Below are 25,933 nucleotides of genomic sequence, written 5' to 3'. Positions count from 1 at the left end.
AAAAATAAACCTCATTTTATTTGTATGTACAAATGAAAAAGCTTTATCTTTGTGCTGAAAATGAAATCTTCTAATAGCCGTTTTAATAAATGCCTTTATTTTTCTACCAATGCACTGGCACGTAAAGTAGAAAAACTTGCAGTGGAAAACTGGAAGAAGGTTGGCCTGGCGCCAAGCCATGGTTATTTATTAACGATGGTGCTGGAAAATCCGGGCATGCAGCCGGGTTGTATTGCAGATGAAATGCAGCTAACGCCAAGTACTATAACCAGGCTGATAGAAAAACTGGAAGAAAAGAAACTGGTGATACGCACTACCGAAGGGAAGACCACCAACGTGTATCCTACACCTAAGGGGAAAGAATTATTACCGAAGATGAAAATGTGCATGGGGGAATTTACAAAAACCTATACTGAAATACTGGGCGTGGAAGAAAGTATGCGTATGGTGCAAAACATTAATAAACTAACTGATAAACTGGGATAAATTTTTTTCATTCAATACTTGTATATACAAATATAATCTATAACCAAAAACAATTTTTATGAAGTATGTAATTACAGGAGGAGCAGGGCATATCTCTACTCCCCTAACAGAACAATTATTAAATGCAGGCCATGATGTAACTGTTATTGGCCGCAGTGCAGAAAAATTGCAATCATTAGTCAATAAAGGTGCTAAAGCTGCTGTGGGCTCGGTAGAAGATGCCGCCTTTGTAAAAACAGCATTTGCAGGTGCAGATGCTGTGTATGCTATGATACCTCCTAATTTTGTAACTGAAAACTTCAGGCATTACCAAAATACAGTTGCAAGAAATTATACTGATGCTATTGTAAGTAATGGCATTAAAAATGTGGTAGTGCTCAGCAGCATTGGTGCCCATATGCGTAATGGTGCAGGGCCGGTTGACGGATTGGCGGATTTTGAAGACCTGCTGCAAAAACATAACGGTATTAACGCTAAATTTTTAAGGCCTTCTTATTTTATGTACAACCTTTTTGCAATGATTCCGTTGATAAAAGGAATGAATATTGTGGGTAGTAATTTTGGCGGCGGCGACGAAAAGATAATATTGGTGCATACCAGTGATATTGCAGCAGCGGCGGCAGAAGAATTACTGGCATTAAATTTTTCAGGTTTTTCAGTACGCTACATTTCCGGCGATGAAAAAACGGGAGCTGAAATTGCTGCTGCCCTTGGCAATGCGGTTGGTAAACCAGGTATTCCATGGATAGTTTTTTCTGACGAACAATCATTGGAAGGCATGAAGCAGGCGGGCCTTACAGAAACCATGGCAGAAGGGTACACTACAATGGGCCGTGCAATGAGAGAAGGTAAAATGCAGGAAGATTACTGGAAGAATCGTCCGGTATTGGGTAAAGTTAAACTGGAAGATTTTGTAAAGGAATTTGCAGGAGCGTTTAATGCGCAATAAAAAATAATTTCTTAACCTAAAATCATACACATGAAAATCGGAATCATTGGCAGCGGTATTGTTGGCCTTGTGTTAGGCAGTGCATTTTTAAAGGAAGGGCATGAAGTATTGCTGGGCACCAGGGATGTAACAAAAGCCGAAGTAATACAATGGAAAACTGAAAACGCAAAAGCACAAACAGGCAGTTTTGCAAATGCTGCCGCATTTGCAGACATCATTGTGCTGGCAACAAGCGGATCAGTAACAGCCAATGCCATTGAACTGGCTGGTAAAGAAAATTTTGCAGGAAAAATAGTTATTGATGCCACAAACCCTATTGCAGCAGCACCGCCCGTAAATGGCGTATTACAGTTTTATACTGATCAAAATGATTCGTTGCTGCAACAAACCCAAAGGCTATTGCCCGAAGCCAGGCTGGTAAAGGCATTTAACAGCGTGGGTAACGCAGTAATGTACAAACCTGATTACGGCAGCATTAAACCTTCCATGTTTATTTGTGGCAATGATGACAGTGCTAAAAAAACAGTTACAGAAATCTTAACCAGCTTTGGTTGGGAAACTGAAGACATGGGTAAAGCAGAAGCTGCCGGAGCCATAGAATCACTTTGTGTACTGTGGTGTATTCCCGGATTTAAAAATAATGAATGGACACATGCATTTAAATTACTGAGAAAATAATTGACACAAAAAAACCTCCGGATTATTTCCGGAGGTTTTTAATTTCCAACTGTCAGGTTATTTTTTATCGCCACCAAACATGCCGCTGAGTTTGTCTTTTACATTATCAAAAACTTCTTCAGCTTTGTGTGCAGCATTTTTTGCAAACTCCTCTACTTTTTCTCCTGCCTGACCCGGAATTACATCACTGATCTTATCCATTACACTTTCTGCCGGCTTTTCTTCCGCTTTTGGCGTTGCTGCAGCAACAGTTTCAGGCGTTGCGGCGAACATATTATCTACTGCTCCACCCAGCATAGGAAATTTTTCTTTTACAAAATCTTTTATAGTTTCAAGACTTTTGGTAGCCTGCTCCGCACTTATGCCTGCTTTTTCAGTCAGGCGGTTAATTAGCTCTTGCATAATTTTTTATTTTAAATTTTGATGTACAAATATGATGTGTTTTTAAATGCAAAGGTTGTATTGGTAAGTAAAGCTAATGTTAAATAGAAGGCTATTCTGTATCATACCTGTCTACCCTTTCAATTCCTGGTAAAGCAGTCAGCCTTTCCACCAGCTCATCCAATTCGTCTTTATCGTGTACAAATATTTTGATATTACCACGAAAGATACCGTCAGCAGCTTCAATGGTCATTGCCGAAATATTGAATTTTAATTCGCCGCTGATAAGATTGGTGATCTTATGTATTACACCTACATCATCCAGCCCGATAATTTTTAAACCGGTGAGGAATGAAATTTCTTTATTCTTCGCCCATTTTGTTTTTACCACACGATGGCCGTAATTGGAAAGTAACCTTGTTGCATTGGGGCAGTTGGTACGATGAATTTTAAGGCCTTCTCCCGTTGTTACAAAACCAAATACATCATCACCGGGAATAGGTTTACAGCAATTGGCTAAAGTGTATTGTATCTTATCACTGCTTTCACCAAAAATGATCAGCTCTGCATCTTTATCTTTTTTAGCCGGGTGTTTGGTATGAGGATCAGCATCGTGTTTTTCTTCATGTTCCGGTTTTACGGGCTTGGGCAAGAATAACCTGTCTCCGGAAGCTGTAAAATCTTTTAACTCTTTAAGGTCAATTTTTTTTATCGCAATTTCATATAACAGGTCCAGCGAAGAATTGAGTTTGTAAAACGAAGCCAGTTCTTCCATATTATGCTGCGTCATCATGCCGCCGATAGCTTCCAGCTTTTTTTGCAGAATATGTTTTCCATCTTCTGCTACTTTTCTTTTCTCCTCTTTTAAAGTGTCTTTTATTTTTGTTTTTGCCTTGGTGGTAACAACAAGGCTTAACCATTCCTGGCTGGGCTTTTGTTTGGCACTGGTAATAATTTCAATCTGGTCGCCACTACGCAACTTGGTACCAATAGGCACTAACTTGTGATTTACCTTGGCGCCAATACAGCGGCTGCCAACGGCAGTGTGTACACTAAAAGCAAAATCCAGCGCCGTTGCCCCAATGGGCAGCATTCTTATTTCTCCTTTAGGGGTATACACGTAAATTTCCTCGGCGAGAAAAGACGTTTTAAAATCCTGTAAAAAATCCAATGAATTGGTATCCTGGTTGCCCAATGCTTCCCTTATCTGGTGAAACCATTTATCAAAGCGGCTTTCATCATCTTTGCCTTCTTTATATTTCCAATGTGCTGCCAGCCCTTTCTCTGCAATTTCATTCATACGCTTGGTACGTATCTGCACTTCCACCCATTTACCTTGCGGTCCCATCACAGTAGTATGCAGGGCTTCGTAGCCATTACTTTTAGGATTACTCAGCCAGTCTCTTAATCTTTCAGGAGAAGGGTTGTAAGAATCGGTGATAATGCTATACACTTTCCAGCATTCTTCTTTTTCCTTTTCCAAAGGGGCATTTACCAAAATACGGATAGCAAACAGGTCATACACTTCTTCAAAACTCACGCCCTTCTTTTTCATTTTTGTCCAGATAGAATGTATACTCTTCGGACGGCCATATATCTCAAATTCAAAACCTGCTTTTTCGAGTTTCTCTTTCAATGGCCTTATAAAATCATTGATGTATTTAGTGCGCTCTCTTTTAGTATCACTTAATTTCTGTGCAATGTATTTGTAGGTATCCGGTTCCATGTATTTCATGGCCAGGTCTTCCATTTCTGTCTTGATATTGTACAAGCCCATACGGTGCGCCAACGGGGCGTATACATAAACTGTTTCACTGCTGATCTTTAATTGCTTCTCCCGCTTCATACTGTCCATGGTACGCATGTTGTGCAGGCGGTCACTCAGTTTTATCAATATCACCCTGGGGTCGTCAGTAAGTGTAAGCAGGATCTTTTTAAAATTTTCGGCCTGCTGGCTGGTATTGGTATCCATCACCGTGCTGATCTTGGTGAGGCCATCTACAATTTTGGCAATTTCTATACCGAATTCTCTTTTTATATCTTCCAGTGTTACATCGGTATCTTCCACCGTATCGTGTAATAAAGCACAAATGGTACTGCGTACACCCAGGCCTATTTCTTCCACACAAATTTTGGCAACTGCCAGCGGGTGCAGGATATAAGGTTCGCCGCTTTTGCGCCGCATGGTTTTATGGGCTTCGGCAGCCATTTCAAAAGCTATCCTCACCAACTCTTTATCGCCGGGCTTTAATTTGGGTTTTAAAACACGTAGCAGGCCGCGGTACTGCCGCAGTATCTCTTTCTTTTCTTCCTCCTCGCTGAGGTTGTATTTGGGTATGGTTTCCTTGACTTCCATTATTACGAATTTAGTTGAAAATGATTACATTTTAACAGGCTGTTTGAAAGGAAGTATATTATCTCTTAACTACAATTGTTTTCTGACAGCAAAAGTTTAAATTTAATAAAGTTAGGGATGATGAAAAACGTAACTGTTTTACGTAAACAGGTTAAAAAATTTATTGACACAGCTTCGGAATAAGTGCTGGAAATGGTGAATTATCTTTTTGATGCTTCAAAAGAAGATGATTGGTGGAATGAGGCAAGTGAGGTGCAAAAAAGAGTATTGATAAAGGAATTGAACAATAAGACAGCGTTGTATACCACATGAATAAGTATAGTAAATGGTTAAAGAGCTAATTTGGCCGCTATTGACAGTAGAAACATTTGAACCAATTATAAGCTGCCTTGATGCTTAATTTGGAGAAACAACAGCTAAAAAATTTGTACAGCAAGTTCACGATAGGCTTTAGCTTATAGCAACAAGTCCACAAATGTTCAGATCTACAGTACAAGGAGAAATACTTACTTGCAGGTCGTATAAAAAAGGGTTACCCCGGTTTATCGTTATAAACCCAATAAACAACAGCTTGAATTGGTTGTTTTTTGGGGAAAGCAGGACCCCGGGAAAAAGCCGGAATAGGGTTAATTAAACTTACTGTATTTTCCCTTCCTTATTTTACAGAAAACCCTTACTTTTGCACCCCCTAACCGGATGTGGTCCCAAACTGGTTGGGGAGCAGACATACCAGAAAGGGAATATGTAAATCGTATGTGATCCCCAATTGGTTGAAAGCAAACGCAGGAGGCTTAGGAATTATTAAACCGTATGTGGTCCCCAACTGGTTGGGGAGCAAACGCACCAGGCTTAGAAGCTATTAAATCGTATGTGGTCCCCAACTGGTTGGGGAGCAGACACAACAGGCAAGGAATAAATAAACCGTATGTGGTTCCCAATTGATTGGGGAGCAGACACAAAGGCTTAGGAACTATTAAATCGTATGTGGTCCCCAACTGGTTGGGGAGCAAACGCATCAGGCTTAGAAGCTATTAAACCGGATGTGGCGAAATTGGCAGACGCACCAGACTTAGGATCTGGCGGAGCAATCCATGTAGGTTCGACCCCTATCATCCGGACTTTTTCAGGTTAATTGGTTAATTAGCTAGTTGGTATTCAGCAATGAATGCTACAACTAATTAACCAGTAAACAAATTAACTAATCAACATTAAGAAATGGCAACAGTAGTAAGAGAAAACATTGGTTTGTTACACGACAAATTAACTGTTAAAGTAAGTAAGGATGATTATTTTCCCGCCTTTGATAAAAAGCTGAAAGAATACAGCAAAACTGCCAATATCCCCGGTTTTAGAAAAGGGATGGTACCGGCAGGCATGATCAAAAAAATGTACGGTAGTTCTATTTTTACTGATGAGGTAATTAAAACTGTGGAGAAAGAATTGTACAATTACCTGAGCACTGAAAAGCCCGAAATTTTTGCCCAGCCTTTACCATTAACCAATGATGTGGCTAAAATGGATATCAATAATCCATCTGATTACGAATTTGGTTTTGAAATGGGATTGAAACCCGACTATACTTTAGCTGATGTAAGCAAAGCAAAAGTTACCCTGCATAAAGTAGTAGCTACTGATGCAATGGTGGACGAAGAGATCACCCGTATGCAGATAAAAGGTGGTAAAATGACCGAACCTGAAACGGTAGATAATGAAGAAAATGTACTGAATATTTTATTTACCGAAAGCGATAAAGAAGGTGTTGCAGTTGAAGGTGGTGCTTCAAAAGAAAACTCTGTTATTCTGAAATATTTAACTGCAGCTACCCAGAAAAAATTCATGGGTAAAAAGGTTGGCGATGTGGTTACTGTTCAATTGAGTAAAGCTTTTGATGAAGATAAATTAGCCATGATATTGCAGGACCTGGGTTTTGAAAAAGATGATAAGGATGCTGCCAAAAAATATTTCAATTTAGCTATTGTAAAAATTGGCCTTGTTGAAAAAAGAGCATTAGACGAAGCTTTCTTTAAAGAAATTTATCCTGCAAAAGATATTACTTCTGTAGATGAATTAAAAGCATCTATCAAAGAAGAAATTCAGCAATACTGGGAATCTCAAAGCCGCAATCAATTACAGGACCAATTGTATCATTACCTGATTGATGAAACAAAAATGGAATTTCCGGAAGAGTTTTTAAAACGCTGGTTGCAAACCGGTGGCGAAAAACCTAAAACTGCGGAAGAAGCTGAAGCGGAATTTCCGGGTTTCAGCAATCAATTAAAATGGACATTGATCAGTGATAAACTGATACAGGATAATAAATTACAGGTTACCAATGAAGAATTAAGAGATAGCATGAAAAACGAGATCATGCGTTACTTTGGTACTATGAATTTAGGCGAAGATACCAGCTGGATAGAAAGCTATATCGACCGTATGATGAAAGATGAAAAACAAGTGGACAGCAGCTACCGCCGTTTGATCACTGATAAATTATTCAACTTTATCGAAACACAGGTGAAGCCAAAAGAAAAAGAAGTAACAGGAGAGGAGCTGAATGGCATGATGCATAATCATCAGCATTAAGAATAGAAATCAAAATAGTTAAAGCGATAGTTGTAAAAAGCTATCGCTTTTTTATTTATAAAAGAATTAATTTAAATTTGAAATAGGCAGAATCTTCACAATCATAAAAGTGTTTTAGTTATGAAAGAGAAGCATACTATTTTCAATTCTCCGCATGAATGGGAATCAGGGAATTTTAACCATGGTAAAGCTAAAGATTTGAATGAATTAACGGAAATCTTAAACGAAAGTATTCCCCATTTTTTGGAATACGATGTCGTCGTTGATTCCGATTTAAATCAAATTACAATTGACTTTCGGGAAATAAAAAATACAATCGACTATAAATTTATAGAAGATTCTATAGTCAAAAAATTAAGTAACTCTACTTATTCTTCAATGGAATTAAACTTTGCTTTTCGAAAAAAATAAATTTCAAAAAAATATTTTATTTATCAGTTCGTTTGTAGAGTTAATTTAAGAGACACATTATGTAAAAAATAGGCTAAAAAAATAAAAATTATACTAGTATAGTAAACTACTACATGAATAATAACAATACCTCCTTTTCAACATTCAGAAACCACATTGAAGCATTCTGCAAAATAACAGATGCCGATTGGGAATTATTACTGCCTCACCTTGAAATAAAAACCATTCGCAGGAATGAATTGTTTATTGCAGAAGGAAAGTTGGGCCGTGATGTAGCTTTTGTAATTGAGGGCATGTTTCGTCAGTACTATACAAAAGACGGCGAAGAAAAAACCACCTACTTCTTTTTTGAAAATCATTTGATGAGTGCTTACCTGAGTTGCATTACCGGTAAGCCATCACTGGTAAGCATTGAGGCATTGAGTAATGCCAGCTATATTTCTTTTTCCTACAAAACATTACAGGATCTATTTGAGCAAAGCATGGCGTGGCAAAAATTTGGCCGGCTGCTGGCCGAATACCTGGCCATTGGCCTGGAAGAAAGAATGGTAAGCCTGCTGCTGCAAAGCCCCGAAGAACGCTACGTGGATCTGCTAAACAGTAACAAAAAGAAAATTATTGAGAGAATACCGCAACATTATATTGCCAACTATTTAGGTATTACACCGGTAAGTATGAGCCGTATCCGCAGCAGGCTTTTGAAAAACAAATAGTTTATTACTTCTTTTCTAAACTACCCAGGTGCGTATTTTTAAAACTATCCTCATACTTCAAACCATAACCCATTATCCTGTCGAATGAAGCATGGGCAAATAATAAAATCCCAATTGCCGTCAGTACATCATGATGAAAATAATAACCCGAGGCTGCAATTGCAATAGCAATGCCTTTGTGGTGAAAGAGATTATAAACTGCAGCTCCAACCTTTGTATTTACCAGGTAGCCCAGCATACCAATATCGGGGCTAAAGAAAAGTATGGCCCATATCCAGAAAGATAAATGCAGGTTGTAGATAGTAAGTAAATAAATGCCAACAGCCGTCATTGCTGCTTCTTCTAATTGTAATATTGTTTTCATTGTTTTTAATTTTACACAAAGCTATATTGGGCAAAATGTGCACACGTTAACAAAAGATAATAAATCAGGCAATGGTTATCTCCACTATTTTTCGTTTAACAAATTCTTAGCACTCCTTACATAAGATAAGTTTTACTGCGGTCGTTGTGTACAGGTTCCCTCCCCATCCTTGATAATTTAAACTACTTAACCATGCCAACTCAACGGGCTTATGCCATGTTTGTGCTATGCACATTTATTCTATTTTCCTGCAACAGTAAAAAAGAAACAAGTAAGGGTAGCGAAGTGGCTGCAACTATTGCTGATACCTCATCGGTGCAATTGGAAAATGCAATTGATATTGCTGATTATAGCAATAGTTTTATTGCGAATGCAACACAAAAATTTACAGTAGTACCCCGGCAAACTACAGTATTAAAAGCAAACAAGGGATTGAAAGTAACAGTAAACCCGGCTGCATTGGAAAAAGCAGATGGCAGTGCTGTGAAAGGAAAAATAGAAGTAAGTATAATTGAACTAACCACCAGTGAAGACCTGTTTAAAAGCAATGCCGCCACTGTAAGCAATGGCCGTTTATTAGCTTCGGGCGGCAGTTATTTTATTGGTATGGAAAGTGAAGGGCAAAAATTGCAACTTAAAAAAGGCAATAGCCTGCAGGTAAATTTTCCCAAATTGAAAGATGCCGAAATGGAATTGTTTTATGGCAACAGGGACAGCCAGGGAAATATGAACTGGATAAAAGCAGCTCAACCTTTGATCTTTAATACGGAGGAGATGGATTATAGCAGCTATAAACCTCCTTATCCTGACACAGCAAAGTATCGTCCCTATAAAAGTAAATACACTTTGTATGAATCTACAGATAGTAAAGTGATTTTTGGTAACCGGGAAATGCCGATCAAAGAAATGGTGAGCATTCTTCAAAAAAGAGGGGTAGATAAAAATATCGATTCAATTTATCTCAGTTTTGATGAAGGATACTATAATGGTTGCTTTAGAAATTCTTATCCCAACAGCCACAGGCCCTACAAGTACAAAGTATACAGGGTAATTTCCTGCAAAGAACTTGAAGCAGAAAAAGACTCTTTGGCTAAGGAACAAAAGATTGCAGACATGCAACATGCGGCCAATAAAAAATATGAAGAAGAGTGGGAAAGGCAAAACAAAGAAAATTCACTTGCCGGCAGGCTGGAAAAATATTATGCGCCATCATCGGTAACAAAATTAGGCTGGATAAACTGCGATCGTTTTAACGACGACCAGGAAAAAACAGAAGTGCAACTTGATTTGCCTATAACATTTACCCATCCGCAAATAGAATATTTTATTATTTACAAATCGTTTAATGGATTAATGAATGGAAAGTTGAACAGCACAGGCAATCAAAAATATGTGTTATCAAATTTACCCGTGGGGCAAGCCGTAACGGTGCTTGCATTTACAAAAAATAATGGTCAGTTATATCAATGCAAAGAAGATTTTGTAATTGCTAAAAATCAATCTTTAAAACTTGGTTTTAAAAATATTTCAGCGGCAGAAATGAATACCATTTTTGGAAAGAATGTAAGGATATAGATTTCTGCCTGATGTACCCTATAGTCAGGATACATCAGGCAGAAGATATAATATTATTTCTCTAACATTGCAGAGATGATCTGTTTTTCAGTATCCTCAGTATGATCGATAACAATGCTTACTCTTATGGCTTTTAAACCAGTTACTCCCTGCAGTTCTTCCAGTTCTAGAAATTCAATATCTTTTTTCAGCATATTTTTGCTTTGCAGGTATTTGATGTATTCCAGGTATTCGTCAGCTTCTTTTTTATTAAAATATACCAACGCAATTTTATCAGGTTGCGTAAGTCTTTCGCCGGTAAGTTTTACATGTACCTTGTCAATGCGTTTTTTTATTACCTGGTAGCGGATGTTATAAGAACCTTCTACATCAAAACGGCGCTCATCATTTCTGAAACCAATATCAATGGCTGTAGACCGGATAAAAATAAGCTGGGTGGTTTCCAGTTTTTTTTCCAGTTGCGGTTGCAGGCCATGTGTAATTTTTGCTATGGCCACCATTGATTTTAATTGCCAGAGGCGGATATTTTTAAGGTATAAACTATTGAAGGGTTTATGGGGCGATATAGATTGCCCGATGTAAATATCATACTCAATACCATCTGTACGGAATTTTTCAAAATAACATGGATAGGCTACCTGCACCTCGTCTCTAAAAAACTCCAGGTATTGATTAATAGCACCGTTGATGGTTTGCATTGATTTTTCCAATACCCTGCGGTTGTAGTAAACAATTCCTGTTTCTTCATTTATTGCATCCCGGTATTTTTTGATAATGGGTTCCAGAACAGGGTTATTGTCTTTAAAATAATCTAAAAAAGGGTGGATCTCATCATCAAAAAATTCTGTTATTTTAAGATTGTCTTCGTTTATATTTTTTGTCTCTATGGCTTTCAGCCAGCTATTACATTTAAATATCAGCTCATCAGCCAACGTAATATTTACCTGTTTTTTTATTTCGGTTAATGTTATTACAATGAGTTTGAATTGAGCAATAAGGTCTGCCGACTGTGCATTATTTCTTTCTATGGTTGAATTGCGAATGTCAATAGCACCATAAAGCGGGAATACATCCCTGAACACAATTTTTTCTTCCAGCTTTTTTTTACCTGTTCCTTCATTGTTGTTATAGTAATGCCACGCAATGTCGCGGAATTTCCATTCTACAGCCGGCTGTAAAGAAGTGAATTTATCCTTAATGATATTTTCAATATTCCTGCCGAATTCATCAATATGGTGCTGAAATAACTGCGATAATAGTGGTAAGGCAGGTTCTAGTTTAGCCAGTGTTGCCGGAGTAAGGATGTGCTCTTTTTTTGAATAGATTTCCAGCACACCCACTACACGATTACCTGAGTATACCGGAAACAATGCATAAGAAGTAATGCCATTTTTATGAAGATAAAGGAGGTATTTGTTTGCGTCCTTATCATCTGTAATGTCGCTATAAAGAATAACTCCCGGATTATCAAGGTAGGCCTCTGTACGTTTATAAAATTCGTCCTGGTGTTCTTTAGTGGTAAATGCATTAACCATCAGGTTATGCATTTTATTTTCTTTAGTAACTACTAATTTGTTGTTCACCATAAAAACAGGCAGTAATCCAAATTCAATAGCATTACTTTCAACAATGGTTTTTAAAGAATTTACCACACCTTTATAATAATCGCCGTCATCGCCGGGGTGGCGGTTTATAATGGCGCTTTTAATATTTTCAATAGCCTGCGGGCCGGTAATATCTTTGGCTGTGATAATAGAAAAGCCGGAAAAATGCAATGATGTAAGGGGCAGCCTGGAGCATAAGGTTTCCCATTCAAAATCACTGGTCTCCATTTCCGCTGCAATTTTAAGTAAATCTAAATCCGGTAAAGGTTCCTTGCTTTCTACTTTTACAAAGCGGGTATCAATATGTATTTTAAAATAATTGCTTAGCCCTGTTTGTTCATTTACTACCACATAAGAAAATTCATTTTTATGTAACGGAGGAAAGTTATAGAGTTTTTCCAATATCAATGAACATAAAAGCTGCACTTTCATTTTATTGTTCATGTCGTTGTTGGTATTGTTGAGTATCTCGCATTTTACAGCTCCGGTATCAAAATTCTGTATCAGGTTATAAAAGCTATTGGTGCCAAAAAAAATATGCGGCTTTAAGGGTACACCTAATGCCCATAATTGTTGTGTCTCTTCCGCAATGGCAGGCACCAGCAGGTTATAAATTAAATACAACGCTTCTTTATGTTTTTGAATGTCATTTAAATCAATACGGCCCGAAACTGCTTTGTCGGTATTTAATTTTGAAAATGCATATTCAAAAAATTCTTTTTTCATCCCATCTTCTTCCTGTATGCGCTGTTGCAGGTAAGTAAGAAAACTACCAAAAGAAATGGAAACATCCAGGTTGTCTGTTGCCGATTTTTGGTTATTCGTTAAATCAAGTAAAGTTGTTTGCATAAAATTAAAATCTAAAACCAAGTGAAAAATAAGGATACCAACCTTCAGTTGAATGCCCCAGAATTAATTGCAGCACTGCTATTTGTGCAGGAGCAAAATAAATTCCACCACCAACCCCCTGGTGTATCTTTTTGCTGTTGCTGCCATTTGCCCAAACTTTTCCTGCATCATAAAAACCAATAAGGCCCAACTGGCCGGGCAAAATATAACTGCCGGCTTGTGCTATTTTTATACGCAGTTCTGCATTATTGTACAACATATAGTTGCCGGCAAAACGGTATTGCCTGTAACCATATAAATTTTCGTGGCCGCCTAAAAATTGCGACTGGTAAAAAGCTGTTTTGCCCAATGTGATACCACCACCCAGCCTGTTGGCAAATACAATATTTTCTTTGTTGCTTAATTTTTTATAAAAAGCAAATTCGGGAATTACCTGGGCAAAGTTTTTTGAATAATTATTGATACCTGCGTAAGCTTGAGTATTTACAGAGAGGTAACTGCCGCGGACAGGTATAATCTTATTACTCCTGTTATCTTTTACAAATTTAATAACTACTCCTGCAAAGGCTTTGTCATTGCTGATTGTAGTACTGTCGTACGAGCCTATTAACGAGGTATTGCTTATAAACCTGCCTTTATTATCATCCAGATCAAAATGATAATATTGAAATGAGGGGCCAATAGATAAAGTGTTGTTTTTGTTGTAACGTTTCCTCAATACTATATCGGCCTGGTAAATGGAAAATCTTGCCCGGAAATATTTTATTGATTGTGCATCTTTATTATATATAGTATTGTTTCCAAAGCCAAAAAAGTTTTGCGTATTATCCGGCGCCAGTATTTTCGTGTCTAAAAGAATATCATTTTTACTAATTGCATTAAGCCACTCGCTGTGGAAATTGATTTTGTAAGCTGCTGTTGAGAAGGAATGAGTAAACGATAATTGCTGCATACTGGCATACGGTTTTTTTCTAAAACCCTGGTTAATGAATTTTACTGCAGCGCCCAGCATGGGGCCGTCATCCAGATTATATCCCACATTCAGCATAGGTATAATTTTATTGTAGGAGTTGGTAGGTATATATGCTGTATTTGAATTATCGTTGGACAAATGTTCTTTTATTTTTGCTGTGGTATTGGCTATACTAACATTATCTTCATTACCATAAATATGCAATTTTCTTTTGGCGTTAACAATAGTATACTTTTTTTCTCCACCGGCACCCACTAACCTGAGTCTGATATTGGAATGATTGTTCACTATTACACTATCATTGCCATCCTGTACATACAATCTTATTTCTTTTGTGATAGAAGGATAAAATACCCTTTTATAAAGTTGTTCTTTAATTTTTCCTTCTTTATTTATTTTATTGATCACAATTTCCAGGCCATTACCAGGCGCATCTGTTATAGATACCAATTCATTTTTATCGCTGGTTTGTATATCCACAATTTTATTAATAAAGTGATAATATTTGCTCATTGCAGCCGGAATATTATTTCTTCTTTCTTTTAACTGACTTACAATTTTTGCAGTACTGTTAGGAGCGTTTTGCTGCGGTAGTTTTGTTATTGCTTTTTCTATTACATCGTTAGTTATGCTGGCGGTAAATGCATTGGTTATGGCCATCCATTGTTCGTAACTGAACTGGTTAAGCAGTCGCCTGCTCATGGTATCACTTTCAGCAAAAAAGGCATTCACCTGCTTTATTTTTCCGTCAAAATCATGCAGTAATGGTAATACCCATGGTCGGTTGATAAATGAGGGCAGTACACCATCCATGATATGAAAAACCTGGTCCCTGTCCCGTGGTACCGGAATATATTTTTTCCCTTTGCCCTCTTTCTCATAGGCCCAGCGCCACTGGTCTTCGTGCCTGTCCCAATCACCTAATAAAAGATCCAGTAATTTTGCTTTCAGTAACAATGTACTATCAAGACTATTATCGTTATCCTTTAATAACTCTTTATACATTTTTGGTGAGTTATCTGATTTACCCAACGGTTCTCTTTCTTCGAGTAAACAAACCGTATTCATAAAATCATTTTGGTAAATGCCGAGTTTTTTATCTGCCGCCACTAACCCAATAATGGGATTACTATGCGGTACTCCCACCGCATCTGCAAAAACAGGAACCACCAAAGCAGAATAAGGATGTTGCGCACTCATGGCGTCTGTAATAATATCTTTTGCAAAAGTTTCACGCAATGCTTCTGGTAATAATACTTCCGGATATTTATTTACACTTCTCAATACCCATTCTTTGCCGGTGCTGTCCTGTAAGCGTAAGGATAAGGACTGATGACCACCTCCACGTTGTACAGGGGTTAATCCCCCTTTTATTTCGGAAAGTTTAATAACAGGCAGCTTTGTTTTGGCCGACCATTCTTTACGATAATTTTCACCAAAAATTTTACGGTGCAACTTGCTTACTTTATCATATGCAGCATTTGCCTGAACAAGGATGCTATCTTCATTATTTGTTGCAACAGCTTTATATAAAGAATCTTCCATTCTTTTTATATTGGTGTAAGGTTGCAGATAAGTGAAGCCGGCAACAATATTACCCGGGGTTTCCATTAGATAATAGGTAAACCTTAACTGGTTATCTATAAGCAAATCGGCTACAACATAACCACTGTTTTTTTTAGCAAACAAAGCATGTTTCCCTGCTTTTACAAAAGTATTTTTAGCGCCTGCGCCGCTTACTATTTGTATTTGATCAGATTTTATAAATTGTAAACCATGTTCATGACCGGCAACATGTACCAGGTTGGGAAAATGCTCAAATACATCATCTACCTGTTTTATCATATCCTTGTACAACGGATGTTTTTTATCTTCAGGACTAACCAATGTGCTTCTTAACAGCGGATATAATGATCCAATAACCGGTAGAGGAACGTATAAATTTTTATTGATGGCAGTGAGCGGAAACAGGTGATCGATAAAAGAAAAATAGCCACCGTGATGACCATAGGTTTGAAACGGATGATGATCTGCAAGTAATATTACCTTATACCTGTTCTTGTATAGCAGCTCGAATAATTTATCTGTAAATTCTTTTTTAGTATCGCAATCGCAATCAGCAGCGGCATTTTTTTTATTGTGCTGAAATAGCCACCACTCACTATCGAAAGCAATGATAGCTATGCTGTCACCAATATTTATTTCAGTAGGGCCGGGGCAGCCATTAGCAGGAGCCATCTGCAGCAGCGGATCGTGCCGGGATTTTATAAAATTATTTTGCGCAATTATTTTTTCAAGGCCACGAACACCCATCCGGTCCCAATCGTGATTGCCCGGAGTAAAATAAACGGCAGCCCCTTTGCTACGCATGGGTGCAAACTGCGATTGTAATATTTGTTGGGTTGATGCTTCGTCTTTGCTTCCGGGCAATCCCATTCCCCGGGGATAAATATTATCGCCCAGATACATTACGGTTGTTTTGCCGGCTATAATTCTTTCGGCAGCATCCTGTATCAGTTTTTCCTGGTGGGGATTTTTTTCGCCTGCATCGCCAATAAAAATAATGCGGCTCCGGATGGAATCATTTTGAGCTGTAACGCCTAGTACAACTGATAAAATAAATAATAACAAGTATAATTTTTTCAGCGGCATCATTGCTTTTTGTAGTTAAATTTTAAGATGGTGCCTTCGCCGGTATCACCAGCTTCATTGCTTATAAAAAGATTACCCTCTTTATCAAATGCAATACCTTCCGGCTGATTAAATAAAGTGGGATTTAAGCGATAAGCATTTTTAATATTCCAGTTGTTATCTGCAGTTACCAGTAATTTATTCACGGATGAAAGTATATACCATTCATTTGTAAATAAATTTTTTGCTAATGCAGAAGGATGAAATTTTATTTTCTTTTCACCGGTGAGTTCTTCAATTGCTTTTGTATCAACAATAAAATTGCCGGCAGTAGCAATATTGCTGCCAGTTAATTTTAAAATATAACCATTGGTTTGTTTGCCGCCACAATTTTTGCATAACACATAAATATTGCTGCTGTCGTCTGCGTACATTCCTTCATATTCGCCTTCGGGTATAATGCCTTTCCATTCCTGCACGCTATCAGTTTCTTCATCAGCTGCTGTATTTAAGGGAAAGGAAAATAATGTGCCATCACTTCTCAGCATGATAACGGTATTATCACAAATAGCCAGATCTTCATAATCCCCCTTCTTAGCAAATTTTGTACTGGTGATATTTTTATCCCCTGGTTTAAAATGAAATAGTTTGCCTTCTTCATCCTGCTCTGCATAAATGGTATCATTGCCAACCTTGCTGAAGGCGATGCCTGATATTTCACTTAACACTGCAGGCATAGCAAATTTTTCCACCTGGCTAAAATCATAACCCTGCGGGCTTTTATATTGCCTGCCAGTGTTATTACATGAAATACAATAAATAACACTCACTAATAATAAGGAACTAATTCTCATATTTCATTTTTTCTGCAACAGCTCATATATTTCCAGTTGCGAACGCACACTTATTCCGGTTTTTTCAGGTCTCCTTTGTTGAAGATGTTCGTTAATTATTACAGCTGCGGTATTATCATTCAACTGAAGGTTAATGATTTCCTTTATTTCCTGTTGCAGACCTTTATTGTATAAAGGAAAACAAACCTCAATGCGCCTGTAAATATTCCGGTTCATCCAGTCAGATGAACCAAGAAAAAACAACTCGTCATTATTATTATTAAAAATGAATACCCTGCCGTGTTCCAAATACCTGTCCACAATTCTTCTAACTGCAATATTGGCACTCATATTTTTTATACCAGGAACGATCCTGCAAATACTCCTTACAATTAAATTTATTTTCACTCCGGCGCTACTGGCCTCGTATAATTTGTTGATGAGTACCTCTTCCTCCAGGTTATTGAGTTTTATAGTAATCCCCGCCGGCAAACCCTTTTGTGCATTACTGATCTCATTGTCAATAAGAGAAAGAAATTTTTTCTGCAGGTTAAATTGTGCCACCAGCAAATGCTGAAACTTAATTTTATCAACGTCATCTGTTTTTTTACGCTGACTTAAAAAAATGAACAACAATTCCAGTTCACGAAGCATATTGCCATTTGCTGTTAATAAAATATGGTCCGTATAAAAACGGGCAGTGGTTTCATTAAGATTACCTGTTGCCAGTAAGCCAATATAAGCAAGCCGGCCGTTATCTTTCTTTTTAACTAACGCAACTTTTGCATGTACTTTTAATTTGGGAATACTGTAAATGATTTTTACGCCGGCACCCTTCATTACTTTTGCCCATTTAATATTATTGGCTTCATCAAACCTGGCTTTTAACTCCACAAAAGCAGTAACTTTTTTCCCATTCTTTGCAGCGCTGATCAATGCATGTACAATACGGGAATCATTAGCTACCCGGTACATCGTTGTATATATTTCTTCCACGTTTTCATCCAATGCGGCTTCATTAAAAAAACGAAGAATGGTATCGTACGATTGATAGGGTGGGTGTACCAGCATATCTTTTTGCTGTATTGCAGCTAGTAAAGAGCGACCTTCAATCGTGATTTCTGTTACAGGTTGCTTTTGGTACAACAGGGAAGGAATATTTAACGGAAAAGAAGAAAGATCTTTCAGATTATGATAATAGCCTCCCGGAATAATACCTGCACCCGAAAGTTTAAATTGCTGTATGATCTGTTGTAAAATAGTTTCAGGCATATCCGGCTGGTATAAAAACCGGGTGGCTAAACCAAAATCTCGTTTGTTGATCTGCGTTTCTATTTTTTCAGCAATATCACCCTCAAACTCATCCTGCAGGTCAAGCTCTGCATCCCTTGTGATCTTTATGCTGTAAGCTCCGCTGATGGCAGCGTCAGGAAAAATAAAAGAAAGATTATTCTTAATAATATCGTCTATAAAAACAATATAATTTTTTTCTGCAACGGTAATAGTATAAAACCTTGATACATTGCCCGAAGGAATACTTACAATGGCAATTTTATGCGCTTCGTTTTTCTCCAATGCCACTGCGATGTATAATTTATTATTCTCCGGAAAAAATGAACTGTCTTTTTCAAGATGAACAATTTGGATATATGCAGCCAGTACATTTAAGAAATATTGATCACTTACATCTTTAATGGCTGCAGGAACAGCTTCGTTGTAGATAAGGCAGATGTTATTTTGCCTTAAACCCGGAATAATGCCGGTGGATAGCGTATTGCCAAAAAAATCAAGTTGTTTAGTAATGAGCTGGCCGGCTTGCTTATAATAATCCGGTTGTTCGCTTCCCGGCGATCTTATTTCACGCAATGCCATTAAAACGGGCATGCGTACCCTGTAAAATTCATCCAGGTTAGAGGAATAGATGCCGAGAAATTTTATACGCTCAATCAAGGGTACACTGTTATCGGCAGCTTCTTCCAAAACCCTTTCATTAAAATAGAGCCAGCTTATGTCCCTGTCAAAATATGTGTATAGCGCCATATAGTTCTGTTCAAAAAAATTAACGTGACATCATTACCGCAGCAATGTAACTTAATATAGATAGGGTAAGGCCAAACATAAAAATATTGTAGGCTTTTCTTAATAACTGGTACTTCTTCCCTAATACCACACCTTGCGAATACACATCTTTTATGAGGGTACCATATAAAAAATCTTTATCCTTCATTACTTTTTGCATACCATCACTATAATCTTCAAGGCTCATCTTAAAAAAATTGCCAAAGAAAAGCAGGTTGGTTTTCTTTTGGTTAATGTCATCTGCTGTAAATATACCATTGGGAATAGATGGCCTTGTTGCTAAAATGCACACAATTATCGTTAACACACTTACTATCAGCAATAAAAAAGTGGGATAGGTAAAATAGTTGGTCTCGTCCAGTTTACGTAATACCAAACTGATAATGGCAGATAGTATTATCGAGTTCACTGTAATTAAAATATGCGCTTTATTATCGGCCATATCACTTAACCTTTGATTATTGGACGAGGTTATTCTGAACATCGTTTCAATGCCCCGGCCTGGTTCCTTACTCTTTTCTTTAGCAGACGTTTCAGGAACAATTATATTTTCGGTATTCATTTTTGGTGCTTGTTTTTTTAAGAGTTTATCAAGGTTCTCTTGTTTTTTATCATTAAGCAACAACTGACAGTAGTCAGTAAAATAATGATGTTGCTGCATTAGCTGTATAGCTCCGTTCCGCCATTCTTTTTTATCAATGTCTTTATGTAATACAGCTTCCATTTCCTTTCTCATCAACCTGTTGCGCTCTGTAAAATCATCTGTGCCTAAATGAAACATGTCGGCATCACAAATGATCATTTCTAATAAGTTTGTTGCCTTTTGCGGAATTTTTGTAGCCAATATGCAATTAACAACGGAATGGATCATATCATCGTCAACTTTATTTTCGGCTAAAAAAGATGTAGCTAATTCGGCACCCTTATTTTCATGTTTTTCGCGGGCACCTTTGCAATAGCCTATATCATGAAACCATGCCGCAGTAACCACAACACAAAAATCTTTATCACTTAATTGGTAATGGTTCCCAATTTGTTTTGCAGCAGCCACCACCATTTCTGTATGTTGCAGATTATGATAGTAAAGCAAATTATTGTCACTTTCCCCTGCCACTTGTTTTACATAGGACTCGGCTTTAGCGATTAGGTCTTTAAAATTCATGATAGTTTAAGTTGATTAAAATGGGTTTACGAAACAGCCTGTAAAATAGAAACTTAAATCGAATAGTTAAAACCCGGCACTTTAAATGTATAAAGCCACCCGGTTTAATTATATGATCGTATGAAAGCCGGAATAAAGTGAATTTGATAACTTTCTGTAAACTTAAATTTTTACTTTCGGTATGCTGCCAGGTTATACTTTGCAGTCCGTCACTTACGCTTAACGTTGCAAAACCGTGTGATTAAGTTATCAATCAACGTAAAATTGAGGAAATTTTTCTATTGTTTGTATTATTGAACACAAGAAAGATAAAGAAGAAGTATAATATTTACTCATTTCGTAAAATGAGCAGATACAAATGTTCCTGGTAAGAGAAAATAAAGAAAGATAGAAAATTACATTGCTAAAACAAGGGGTGCGTTTTACAGTTTGATCTCCTCATCGCTATCATCAAAAAAGTGGAACTCAGTAAGGTGGTAATTGGTATTTTCCTTGAGTTTTATTTTTTGTTTGAATTTGCGTTTCCATTTACCAAGTTTGGAACTAAAAATTCCCTTGGTAAGATAAGCATATAGGATAGGATGCACTTCTACCGTTAAACCTTTATGCTTTTGCATAATAAGGTAGTTCAGGTTCTTTTCAATCTCATCTTCCAATATCAATGTAGAAGAAATTTTTCCGGTGCCATCGCAGCTCGGGCAGATTTCTGTAGTATTAATGGTCATCTCCGGCTTCATGCGCTGGCGGGTGATCTGCATCAAACCAAATTTACTGATCGGTAAAACAGCATGCTTGGCCCTGTCGGTACGCATTAGCTGCTCCATGGCATCGGCCAGCTTTTTCTTGTTTTCCATCAGCTTCATATCAATGAAGTCAACAACAATGATACCGCCCAGATCTCTCAGGCGCAATTGCCTTGCAATCTCTTCAGCAGCTTCAAGGTTGGTTTCCAAAGCATTTTGCTCCTGGTTGTTACTTACACTTTTATAACCACTGTTCACATCAATTACATGCAATGCTTCGGTGTGCTCAACAATTAAATATGCGCCGCTTGGCAGGTTTACAGTTTTACCAAAGGCAGCTTTTACCTGTTTGGTAATACCAAAACTGTCGAATATAGGAGAGCCGTTATTATAGTAAGAAACGATATCCGCTTTGTCAGGTGCAATACGTTGAATGTACGTCTTGGTATCGCTGAAAATATTTTTATCGTTTACAACGATCTTATTAAAATCTTCATTCAGCAGATCCCTTAAGATACTGGTGGTTTTGCCCAGTTCATTTAAGATTCTTGTAGGAGGTGCGGCAGCTTTTAAATTGGTTTGTATCGTTTTCCAGGTAGCTATCAGGCTCAACAGGTCCTCATGTAATTCAGCAGTATGTTTGCCTTCGGCAGCAGTACGCACAATCACACCTAAATTCTTAGGCTTAATGGCTTCAATAATTTTCTGTAAACGTTTTCTTTCGTCTGAAGAATGAATTTTACGGGAAACGGCAACAATATCATTAAAAGGAGTAACTACTACAAAGCGGCCGGGCAACGACAATTCGCAGCTAAGGCGGGGGCCTTTAGCCGCAATAGGTTCTTTTAATATCTGTACTAAAATATTAGGGCGGCCGCTGAGTATTTCGGTGATCTTTCCGGTCTTTACAATTTCAGGTTCTACTTTAAACTTTGCAAAATCAAAACCACCTTCAGTTTTATCATTGATGGCTTCGGTAGTAAATTTTAAGATAGAGCGAACGTAAGGGCTAAGATCGGTATAATGTAAAAAGGCGTCTTTTTCAAAACCTACATCTACAAAGGCAGCATTTAAGCCGGGGATCAGTTTTTTAACTTTTCCAAGGTATAGGTCTCCCACGCCAAAGGTTGCATCAGTTTTTTCACTGTGCAGCTCCACCAGCTTTTTATCTTCCAGCAAGGCAATCTCAACCCCCTGCGGTGCAGCATTAATAATCAGTTCCTTGGTCAAGCGTAAATTTTTTTAAGACCATTACATCATGGAAAGGAAACATAGCTGCATGCACTGATGCCGCTATAAAACTAACGGCTATCCTGTAGTGCATACAGATAAATATGCCGGGAAGAAGATTCCCGGCACCAGTAAGAAAAAAAATTATTTTTTCTTATGGCGGTTCTTTCTTAAACGTTTTTTACGCTTGTGTGTTGCAATTTTATGACGTTTTCTCTTTTTACCACAAGGCATAACTAGTCTTTTTTGTGTTTAAAATAATATGTTTAATTCGTTGTGTTCTTTGGTTTATTGTAACAACTTTATCCGTTGGTCAATCTCTTTGTCATACTCAGGGTTGTTAGCCACTTTCTTCATTGCCAGGTACCATTTAATGGCTTCCGGTTTATCACCTTTGCTTGCATAAGCATCGGCTAAAAATGCAATAGCTTCCAGGTTGGCCGGCTGTGCTTTTACTACTTTAAGTAAACGGTCAATGGCTTTATCATATTGCCCCGATACAAAACCACCTACGCCTAAAACCAATTGAGCTTTCATATTGGAAGAATCTTTTTTAACCACAGCTAATAATTGCTGTATGCCTTTCATTGTTTCTTCCGGCCTTCCTCCAACCCTGCCTTTGCCATAAATATAGCAACTGCCTAATCCAATTTTTAAATCGTCGCTTTCGGGATTTAATTTAATAGCCTGCTCAAATAACTCAATGGCCTGTTCGGCCTGCCAGCTTAATTTAGCCGGATCCTGCTCTCCTCTCAGGTTATCCAAAATTAATTGGGCAGCAAAGGTGAGGTTTTTTTCTGAATTCTCCAACTTAACAGACTGGGAGAGATAATAAATATAGGGTTCAAAGGCGTGAGCGCTGTCTTTCCAAAACTCAGATAGCTGTTTATTAGCCTCAATCTGTTGGTTTAGAACATCTCCACGGGTAACACTATTTTCCAGTTTACCCAATGTAAGTATTTGTGAAGCAGTAAGTTTTTGTTTTTCCTGGCTGATATATTGGGTGATATTAAATGCCGGGGCAGCATTTTGGGGCATGGCAGCAACAGGCTTATTGGTTTTTTTTTCAACTGTTCGCCCAAAATAAAAAAGAGAAGCTACCAGTATAAGGCCTGCGGCAGCAAGTAATAATTGTTTCTTCACCGTAAAAATTTAGAACGCAAAGGTACATTAGTCTTCGCTTTCGTCATCATGAGTTTCGTTAGTCTCTTTAATGTTTTTAGAAGATTTTATTTCCTGCATAAATTCTTTGGCAGGCTTAAAAGCAGGTATAAAGTGCTCTGGTATTTCCACAGCTATATTCTTTTTAATATTACGGCCAATTTTAGCCGCCCTTTTTTTAGTGATGAAACTACCGAAGCCCCTGATATAAATATTCTCACCTTCAGATAAAGACTTCTTCACTTCTTTAAACATAGTTTCAAGTGTTACCAGAACATCCACTTTAGGAATGCCGGTTTTTTCGGAAATTTGATTGATTAAATCTGCTTTTCTCATAATAGGTGTTTTATGTTTCTATCAGTAAAATACAAAATAAGGTTTAAAAATCCAAATAAGTTGGTGATTATCAGGTACTTTGTCCTAAACAAATATAAGTATCTTTTGTTAAAAAAGGAAATAAACCATTGATTATTAATAGTATGTGCTTTATTTGATATGTATAAATTAGTTGTGACAAAACCTTTATAAAAAGAACCTGGCGCTATGGATAATACCAACAAATTCTTTACCAAACAACTTTTAGTATGGAATAACAAAACTAATGACCGCCCTATGCCCTGGAAAGGCGAAAAAGATCCCTATAAAATATGGTTAAGCGAAATTATTTTACAGCAAACAAGGGTAGAGCAGGGATGGGATTATTATAACCGTTTTGTTGCCGCTTTTCCTACCATTGATAAACTGGCAAAAGCACCGGAAACAAAAGTATTTAAACTCTGGGAAGGCCTGGGCTATTACACCCGTTGTAAAAATTTAATTGCTACTGCAAAACTGATCACCAATAAATATGGCGGAAAATTTCCAGCCAGTTATGAAGCTATTTTAAATCTGAAAGGGGTGGGGCCTTACACTGCTGCAGCCATTGCTTCCTTTGCCTATAATTTACCTTATGCCGTGGTAGATGGGAATGTGTTCAGGGTATTATCCCGTTTTTTTGCCAATGATATCCCCATTGATAGCACGGAAGGAAAGAAAATATTTACCACGCTTGCCAATGAATTACTGGATAAAAAACAACCCGGCATTTACAACCAGGCATTGATGGATTTTGGAGCAGTGGTTTGTAAACCTAAGCAACCTTTATGCAAACAATGCCCGCTGCAAAGCAGCTGTGGTGCGTATTTGAAACAACTGGTAGCCATACTTCCGGTAAAAGAAAAAAAGATAGTACAAAAAACAAGATGGCTGTTTTATTTTATTATTGCACATAATGAGACGGTGTACGTTCGCAAACGTGGTGTAAAAGACATCTGGGAAAACCTATACGAATTTGTACTGGTAGAATCTGCAGCGGCAACAGAAGTGGCAGAATTACAAAAACTTCCGGCATTTAAAAAACTGTTGGGGAAGAACGGTTTTACTGTAGAAACTATTTCCCGGTTATACAGCCAGAAGCTTACCCACCAAACTATTTACGGGCAATTTATTACACTGCAGCTAAAAAAGCCGGCACAAATAGAAGGCTACGAAGCTGTTACCCAAAAAGAACTGTTAAGCCTGCCTTTTCCTAAATTCATAACATCCTATTTGAAAGATAAAAATGTATCTTTAAATTTGTTATAGACAGGCAACTACAATACATATTCTTTAAAATGAAATTTTATGAGAGGCGTAAACAGGGTGATGTTAATCGGAAATTTAGGAAAGGATCCCGACATACAATTTTTAGAAGGTAATATCGGTGTGGCAAAATTTTCATTGGCAACAACAGAAACCTTTAAAGACAGAAGTGGCAAATTAATTTCGCAAACAGAATGGCATACGGTAGTGTTATGGCGTGGCCTTGCCGATCTTGCACAAAAATATTTACATAAAGGCAGTTTGGTATACATTGAGGGCCGTTTAAAAACAAGGAGCTGGGAAGATAAAGACGGCAACAAAAAATTTGCAACAGAAATTGTTGGTGATAACCTGATCATGCTGGAAAAAAGAAGCGATGGTAGTCACCCTGCTGCAGGCATAGAAGGAATGGAAGGTTTGGGCGGTCCTGATATTCCGCCGATTGATGACGGTGGTTCAGAAAGATTACCCTTTTAATTATTGACTTTTACCTTTTAAAAAATACGTAACGTTTAAGTGTAACTGCTTTACAATTGTTTACCTAAAAATTTT

Annotated in this window: 20 protein-coding genes and 1 tRNA gene; 10 read left to right on the top strand and 11 right to left on the bottom strand. The window is 37.6% G+C overall.

The genetic code is table 11. The features are described 5' to 3' along the window. Positions 1 to 60: 60 nt before the first annotated feature. The 3 genes from ACYVM0_RS22600 to ACYVM0_RS22590 are packed head-to-tail and all read left to right on the top strand — an operon-like array spanning position 61 to position 2,113. Positions 61 to 486: a MarR family winged helix-turn-helix transcriptional regulator gene (locus tag ACYVM0_RS22600; RefSeq protein WP_460560924.1), complete on the top strand. Its 426-nt coding sequence runs from the start codon at positions 61 to 63 to the stop codon at positions 484 to 486. A 58-nt stretch (positions 487 to 544) separates the two neighbouring features. After that, positions 545 to 1,435: a Rossmann-fold NAD(P)-binding domain-containing protein gene (locus tag ACYVM0_RS22595; RefSeq protein ID WP_460560922.1), complete on the top strand. Its 891-nt coding sequence runs from the start codon at positions 545 to 547 to the stop codon at positions 1,433 to 1,435. Positions 1,436 to 1,465: 30 nt separating this feature from the next. Continuing rightward, a complete protein-coding gene (locus tag ACYVM0_RS22590; protein WP_460560920.1) occupies positions 1,466 to 2,113 on the top strand; it encodes an NADPH-dependent F420 reductase in 648 nt (215 codons plus the stop codon). A 57-nt stretch (positions 2,114 to 2,170) separates the two neighbouring features. Here ACYVM0_RS22590 and ACYVM0_RS22585 read toward each other — a convergent pair whose 3' ends face one another. Next, the gene (locus ACYVM0_RS22585; RefSeq protein ID WP_460560918.1) at positions 2,171 to 2,515 is read right to left on the bottom strand and encodes a hypothetical protein; all 345 of its coding nucleotides are present in this window, start codon (positions 2,513 to 2,515) and stop codon (positions 2,171 to 2,173) included. A 91-nt stretch (positions 2,516 to 2,606) separates the two neighbouring features. Then, positions 2,607 to 4,850: a RelA/SpoT family protein gene (locus tag ACYVM0_RS22580; protein ID WP_460560916.1), complete on the bottom strand. Its 2,244-nt coding sequence runs from the start codon at positions 4,848 to 4,850 to the stop codon at positions 2,607 to 2,609. Between the two features lie 1,036 nt (positions 4,851 to 5,886). Between ACYVM0_RS22580 and ACYVM0_RS22575 the strand changes: the two genes are divergently transcribed. The 4 genes from ACYVM0_RS22575 to ACYVM0_RS22560 all read left to right on the top strand — a co-directional run bounded on the left by ACYVM0_RS22575 (position 5,887) and on the right by ACYVM0_RS22560 (position 8,557). Continuing rightward, positions 5,887 to 5,968, top strand: a tRNA-Leu gene (locus ACYVM0_RS22575). A gap of 97 nt (positions 5,969 to 6,065) precedes the next feature. Continuing rightward, positions 6,066 to 7,433 carry a trigger factor gene (gene tig, locus ACYVM0_RS22570; RefSeq protein ID WP_460560914.1) on the top strand — a complete coding sequence of 456 codons (1,368 nt, stop codon included), beginning with the start codon at positions 6,066 to 6,068 and terminating at the stop codon, positions 7,431 to 7,433. A gap of 120 nt (positions 7,434 to 7,553) precedes the next feature. Beyond that, the gene (locus ACYVM0_RS22565) at positions 7,554 to 7,844 is read left to right on the top strand and encodes a hypothetical protein (protein WP_460560912.1); all 291 of its coding nucleotides are present in this window, start codon (positions 7,554 to 7,556) and stop codon (positions 7,842 to 7,844) included. A gap of 113 nt (positions 7,845 to 7,957) precedes the next feature. Next, complete coding sequence (locus ACYVM0_RS22560) at positions 7,958 to 8,557, top strand: Crp/Fnr family transcriptional regulator (RefSeq protein ID WP_460560910.1); 600 nt, start codon at positions 7,958 to 7,960, stop codon at positions 8,555 to 8,557. A 4-nt stretch (positions 8,558 to 8,561) separates the two neighbouring features. Here the strand turns inward: ACYVM0_RS22560 and ACYVM0_RS22555 are convergent, their stop codons facing one another. Continuing rightward, positions 8,562 to 8,921, bottom strand: coding sequence for a DUF4260 domain-containing protein (locus tag ACYVM0_RS22555; RefSeq protein WP_460560908.1), 360 nt, complete (start codon positions 8,919 to 8,921; stop codon positions 8,562 to 8,564). A gap of 192 nt (positions 8,922 to 9,113) precedes the next feature. On the opposite strand from ACYVM0_RS22555, the gene ACYVM0_RS22550 reads away from it, so the two are divergent. After that, the gene (locus tag ACYVM0_RS22550) at positions 9,114 to 10,496 is read left to right on the top strand and encodes a hypothetical protein (protein WP_460560906.1); all 1,383 of its coding nucleotides are present in this window, start codon (positions 9,114 to 9,116) and stop codon (positions 10,494 to 10,496) included. A gap of 53 nt (positions 10,497 to 10,549) precedes the next feature. Here the strand turns inward: ACYVM0_RS22550 and ACYVM0_RS22545 are convergent, their stop codons facing one another. The 8 genes from ACYVM0_RS22545 to ACYVM0_RS22510 form a co-directional block, all read right to left on the bottom strand. Further along, the gene (locus tag ACYVM0_RS22545; RefSeq protein WP_460560904.1) at positions 10,550 to 12,949 is read right to left on the bottom strand and encodes a GAF domain-containing protein; all 2,400 of its coding nucleotides are present in this window, start codon (positions 12,947 to 12,949) and stop codon (positions 10,550 to 10,552) included. Positions 12,950 to 12,953: 4 nt separating this feature from the next. Continuing rightward, positions 12,954 to 16,577 carry a BamA/TamA family outer membrane protein gene (locus ACYVM0_RS22540; RefSeq protein ID WP_460560902.1) on the bottom strand — a complete coding sequence of 1,208 codons (3,624 nt, stop codon included), beginning with the start codon at positions 16,575 to 16,577 and terminating at the stop codon, positions 12,954 to 12,956. Beyond that, positions 16,574 to 17,407, bottom strand: a complete 834-nt coding sequence (locus ACYVM0_RS22535; RefSeq protein ID WP_460560900.1) for an SdiA-regulated domain-containing protein — start codon at positions 17,405 to 17,407, stop codon at positions 16,574 to 16,576. Before ACYVM0_RS22535 ends, ACYVM0_RS22540 begins: the two co-directional genes overlap by 4 nt. Positions 17,408 to 17,410: 3 nt before the next feature. Then, entirely contained in the window at positions 17,411 to 19,426 is a 2,016-nt protein-coding gene (gene ppk1 / locus ACYVM0_RS22530; protein WP_460560898.1) for a polyphosphate kinase, read from the bottom strand. A gap of 19 nt (positions 19,427 to 19,445) precedes the next feature. Beyond that, positions 19,446 to 20,627, bottom strand: coding sequence for a Pycsar system effector family protein (locus tag ACYVM0_RS22525; RefSeq protein WP_460560896.1), 1,182 nt, complete (start codon positions 20,625 to 20,627; stop codon positions 19,446 to 19,448). A 422-nt stretch (positions 20,628 to 21,049) separates the two neighbouring features. Then, positions 21,050 to 22,600 carry an Rne/Rng family ribonuclease gene (locus ACYVM0_RS22520; protein WP_430987821.1) on the bottom strand — a complete coding sequence of 517 codons (1,551 nt, stop codon included), beginning with the start codon at positions 22,598 to 22,600 and terminating at the stop codon, positions 21,050 to 21,052. A 288-nt stretch (positions 22,601 to 22,888) separates the two neighbouring features. Beyond that, the gene (locus ACYVM0_RS22515) at positions 22,889 to 23,743 is read right to left on the bottom strand and encodes a tetratricopeptide repeat protein (protein ID WP_460560893.1); all 855 of its coding nucleotides are present in this window, start codon (positions 23,741 to 23,743) and stop codon (positions 22,889 to 22,891) included. A gap of 27 nt (positions 23,744 to 23,770) precedes the next feature. Further along, on the bottom strand, positions 23,771 to 24,097 hold the full coding sequence (locus ACYVM0_RS22510) for an HU family DNA-binding protein (RefSeq protein WP_430987819.1): 327 nt from the start codon (positions 24,095 to 24,097) through the stop codon (positions 23,771 to 23,773). Between the two features lie 207 nt (positions 24,098 to 24,304). Between ACYVM0_RS22510 and mutY the strand changes: the two genes are divergently transcribed. Further along, the gene (mutY, locus tag ACYVM0_RS22505) at positions 24,305 to 25,384 is read left to right on the top strand and encodes an A/G-specific adenine glycosylase (RefSeq protein WP_460560891.1); all 1,080 of its coding nucleotides are present in this window, start codon (positions 24,305 to 24,307) and stop codon (positions 25,382 to 25,384) included. Between the two features lie 39 nt (positions 25,385 to 25,423). Then, positions 25,424 to 25,858 (top strand): single-stranded DNA-binding protein, encoded by a 435-nt coding sequence (locus tag ACYVM0_RS22500; RefSeq protein ID WP_460560889.1) that lies wholly within the window; start codon positions 25,424 to 25,426, stop codon positions 25,856 to 25,858. Positions 25,859 to 25,933 lie beyond the last annotated feature (75 nt).

Source organism: Ferruginibacter profundus (genome assembly GCF_054783275.1).
Note: the sequence above shows the minus strand (reverse complement) of the source record. Positions and strands in the feature narration are given on the sequence as shown.

Coding starts and splice junctions, on each gene's coding strand:
- ACYVM0_RS22600 (WP_460560924.1), top strand. CDS start 61: ATGAAATCTTCTAATAGCCGTTTTAATAAATGCCTTTATTTTTCTACC.
- ACYVM0_RS22595 (WP_460560922.1), top strand. CDS start 545: ATGAAGTATGTAATTACAGGAGGAGCAGGGCATATCTCTACTCCCCTA.
- ACYVM0_RS22590 (WP_460560920.1), top strand. CDS start 1,466: ATGAAAATCGGAATCATTGGCAGCGGTATTGTTGGCCTTGTGTTAGGC.
- ACYVM0_RS22585 (WP_460560918.1), bottom strand. CDS start 2,515: ATGCAAGAGCTAATTAACCGCCTGACTGAAAAAGCAGGCATAAGTGCG.
- ACYVM0_RS22580 (WP_460560916.1), bottom strand. CDS start 4,850: ATGGAAGTCAAGGAAACCATACCCAAATACAACCTCAGCGAGGAGGAA.
- tig (WP_460560914.1), top strand. CDS start 6,066: ATGGCAACAGTAGTAAGAGAAAACATTGGTTTGTTACACGACAAATTA.
- ACYVM0_RS22565 (WP_460560912.1), top strand. CDS start 7,554: ATGAAAGAGAAGCATACTATTTTCAATTCTCCGCATGAATGGGAATCA.
- ACYVM0_RS22560 (WP_460560910.1), top strand. CDS start 7,958: ATGAATAATAACAATACCTCCTTTTCAACATTCAGAAACCACATTGAA.
- ACYVM0_RS22555 (WP_460560908.1), bottom strand. CDS start 8,921: ATGAAAACAATATTACAATTAGAAGAAGCAGCAATGACGGCTGTTGGC.
- ACYVM0_RS22550 (WP_460560906.1), top strand. CDS start 9,114: ATGCCAACTCAACGGGCTTATGCCATGTTTGTGCTATGCACATTTATT.
- ACYVM0_RS22545 (WP_460560904.1), bottom strand. CDS start 12,949: ATGCAAACAACTTTACTTGATTTAACGAATAACCAAAAATCGGCAACA.
- ACYVM0_RS22540 (WP_460560902.1), bottom strand. CDS start 16,577: ATGATGCCGCTGAAAAAATTATACTTGTTATTATTTATTTTATCAGTT.
- ACYVM0_RS22535 (WP_460560900.1), bottom strand. CDS start 17,407: ATGAGAATTAGTTCCTTATTATTAGTGAGTGTTATTTATTGTATTTCA.
- ppk1 (WP_460560898.1), bottom strand. CDS start 19,426: ATGGCGCTATACACATATTTTGACAGGGACATAAGCTGGCTCTATTTT.
- ACYVM0_RS22525 (WP_460560896.1), bottom strand. CDS start 20,627: ATGAATTTTAAAGACCTAATCGCTAAAGCCGAGTCCTATGTAAAACAA.
- ACYVM0_RS22510 (WP_430987819.1), bottom strand. CDS start 24,097: ATGAGAAAAGCAGATTTAATCAATCAAATTTCCGAAAAAACCGGCATT.
- mutY (WP_460560891.1), top strand. CDS start 24,305: ATGGATAATACCAACAAATTCTTTACCAAACAACTTTTAGTATGGAAT.
- ACYVM0_RS22500 (WP_460560889.1), top strand. CDS start 25,424: ATGAGAGGCGTAAACAGGGTGATGTTAATCGGAAATTTAGGAAAGGAT.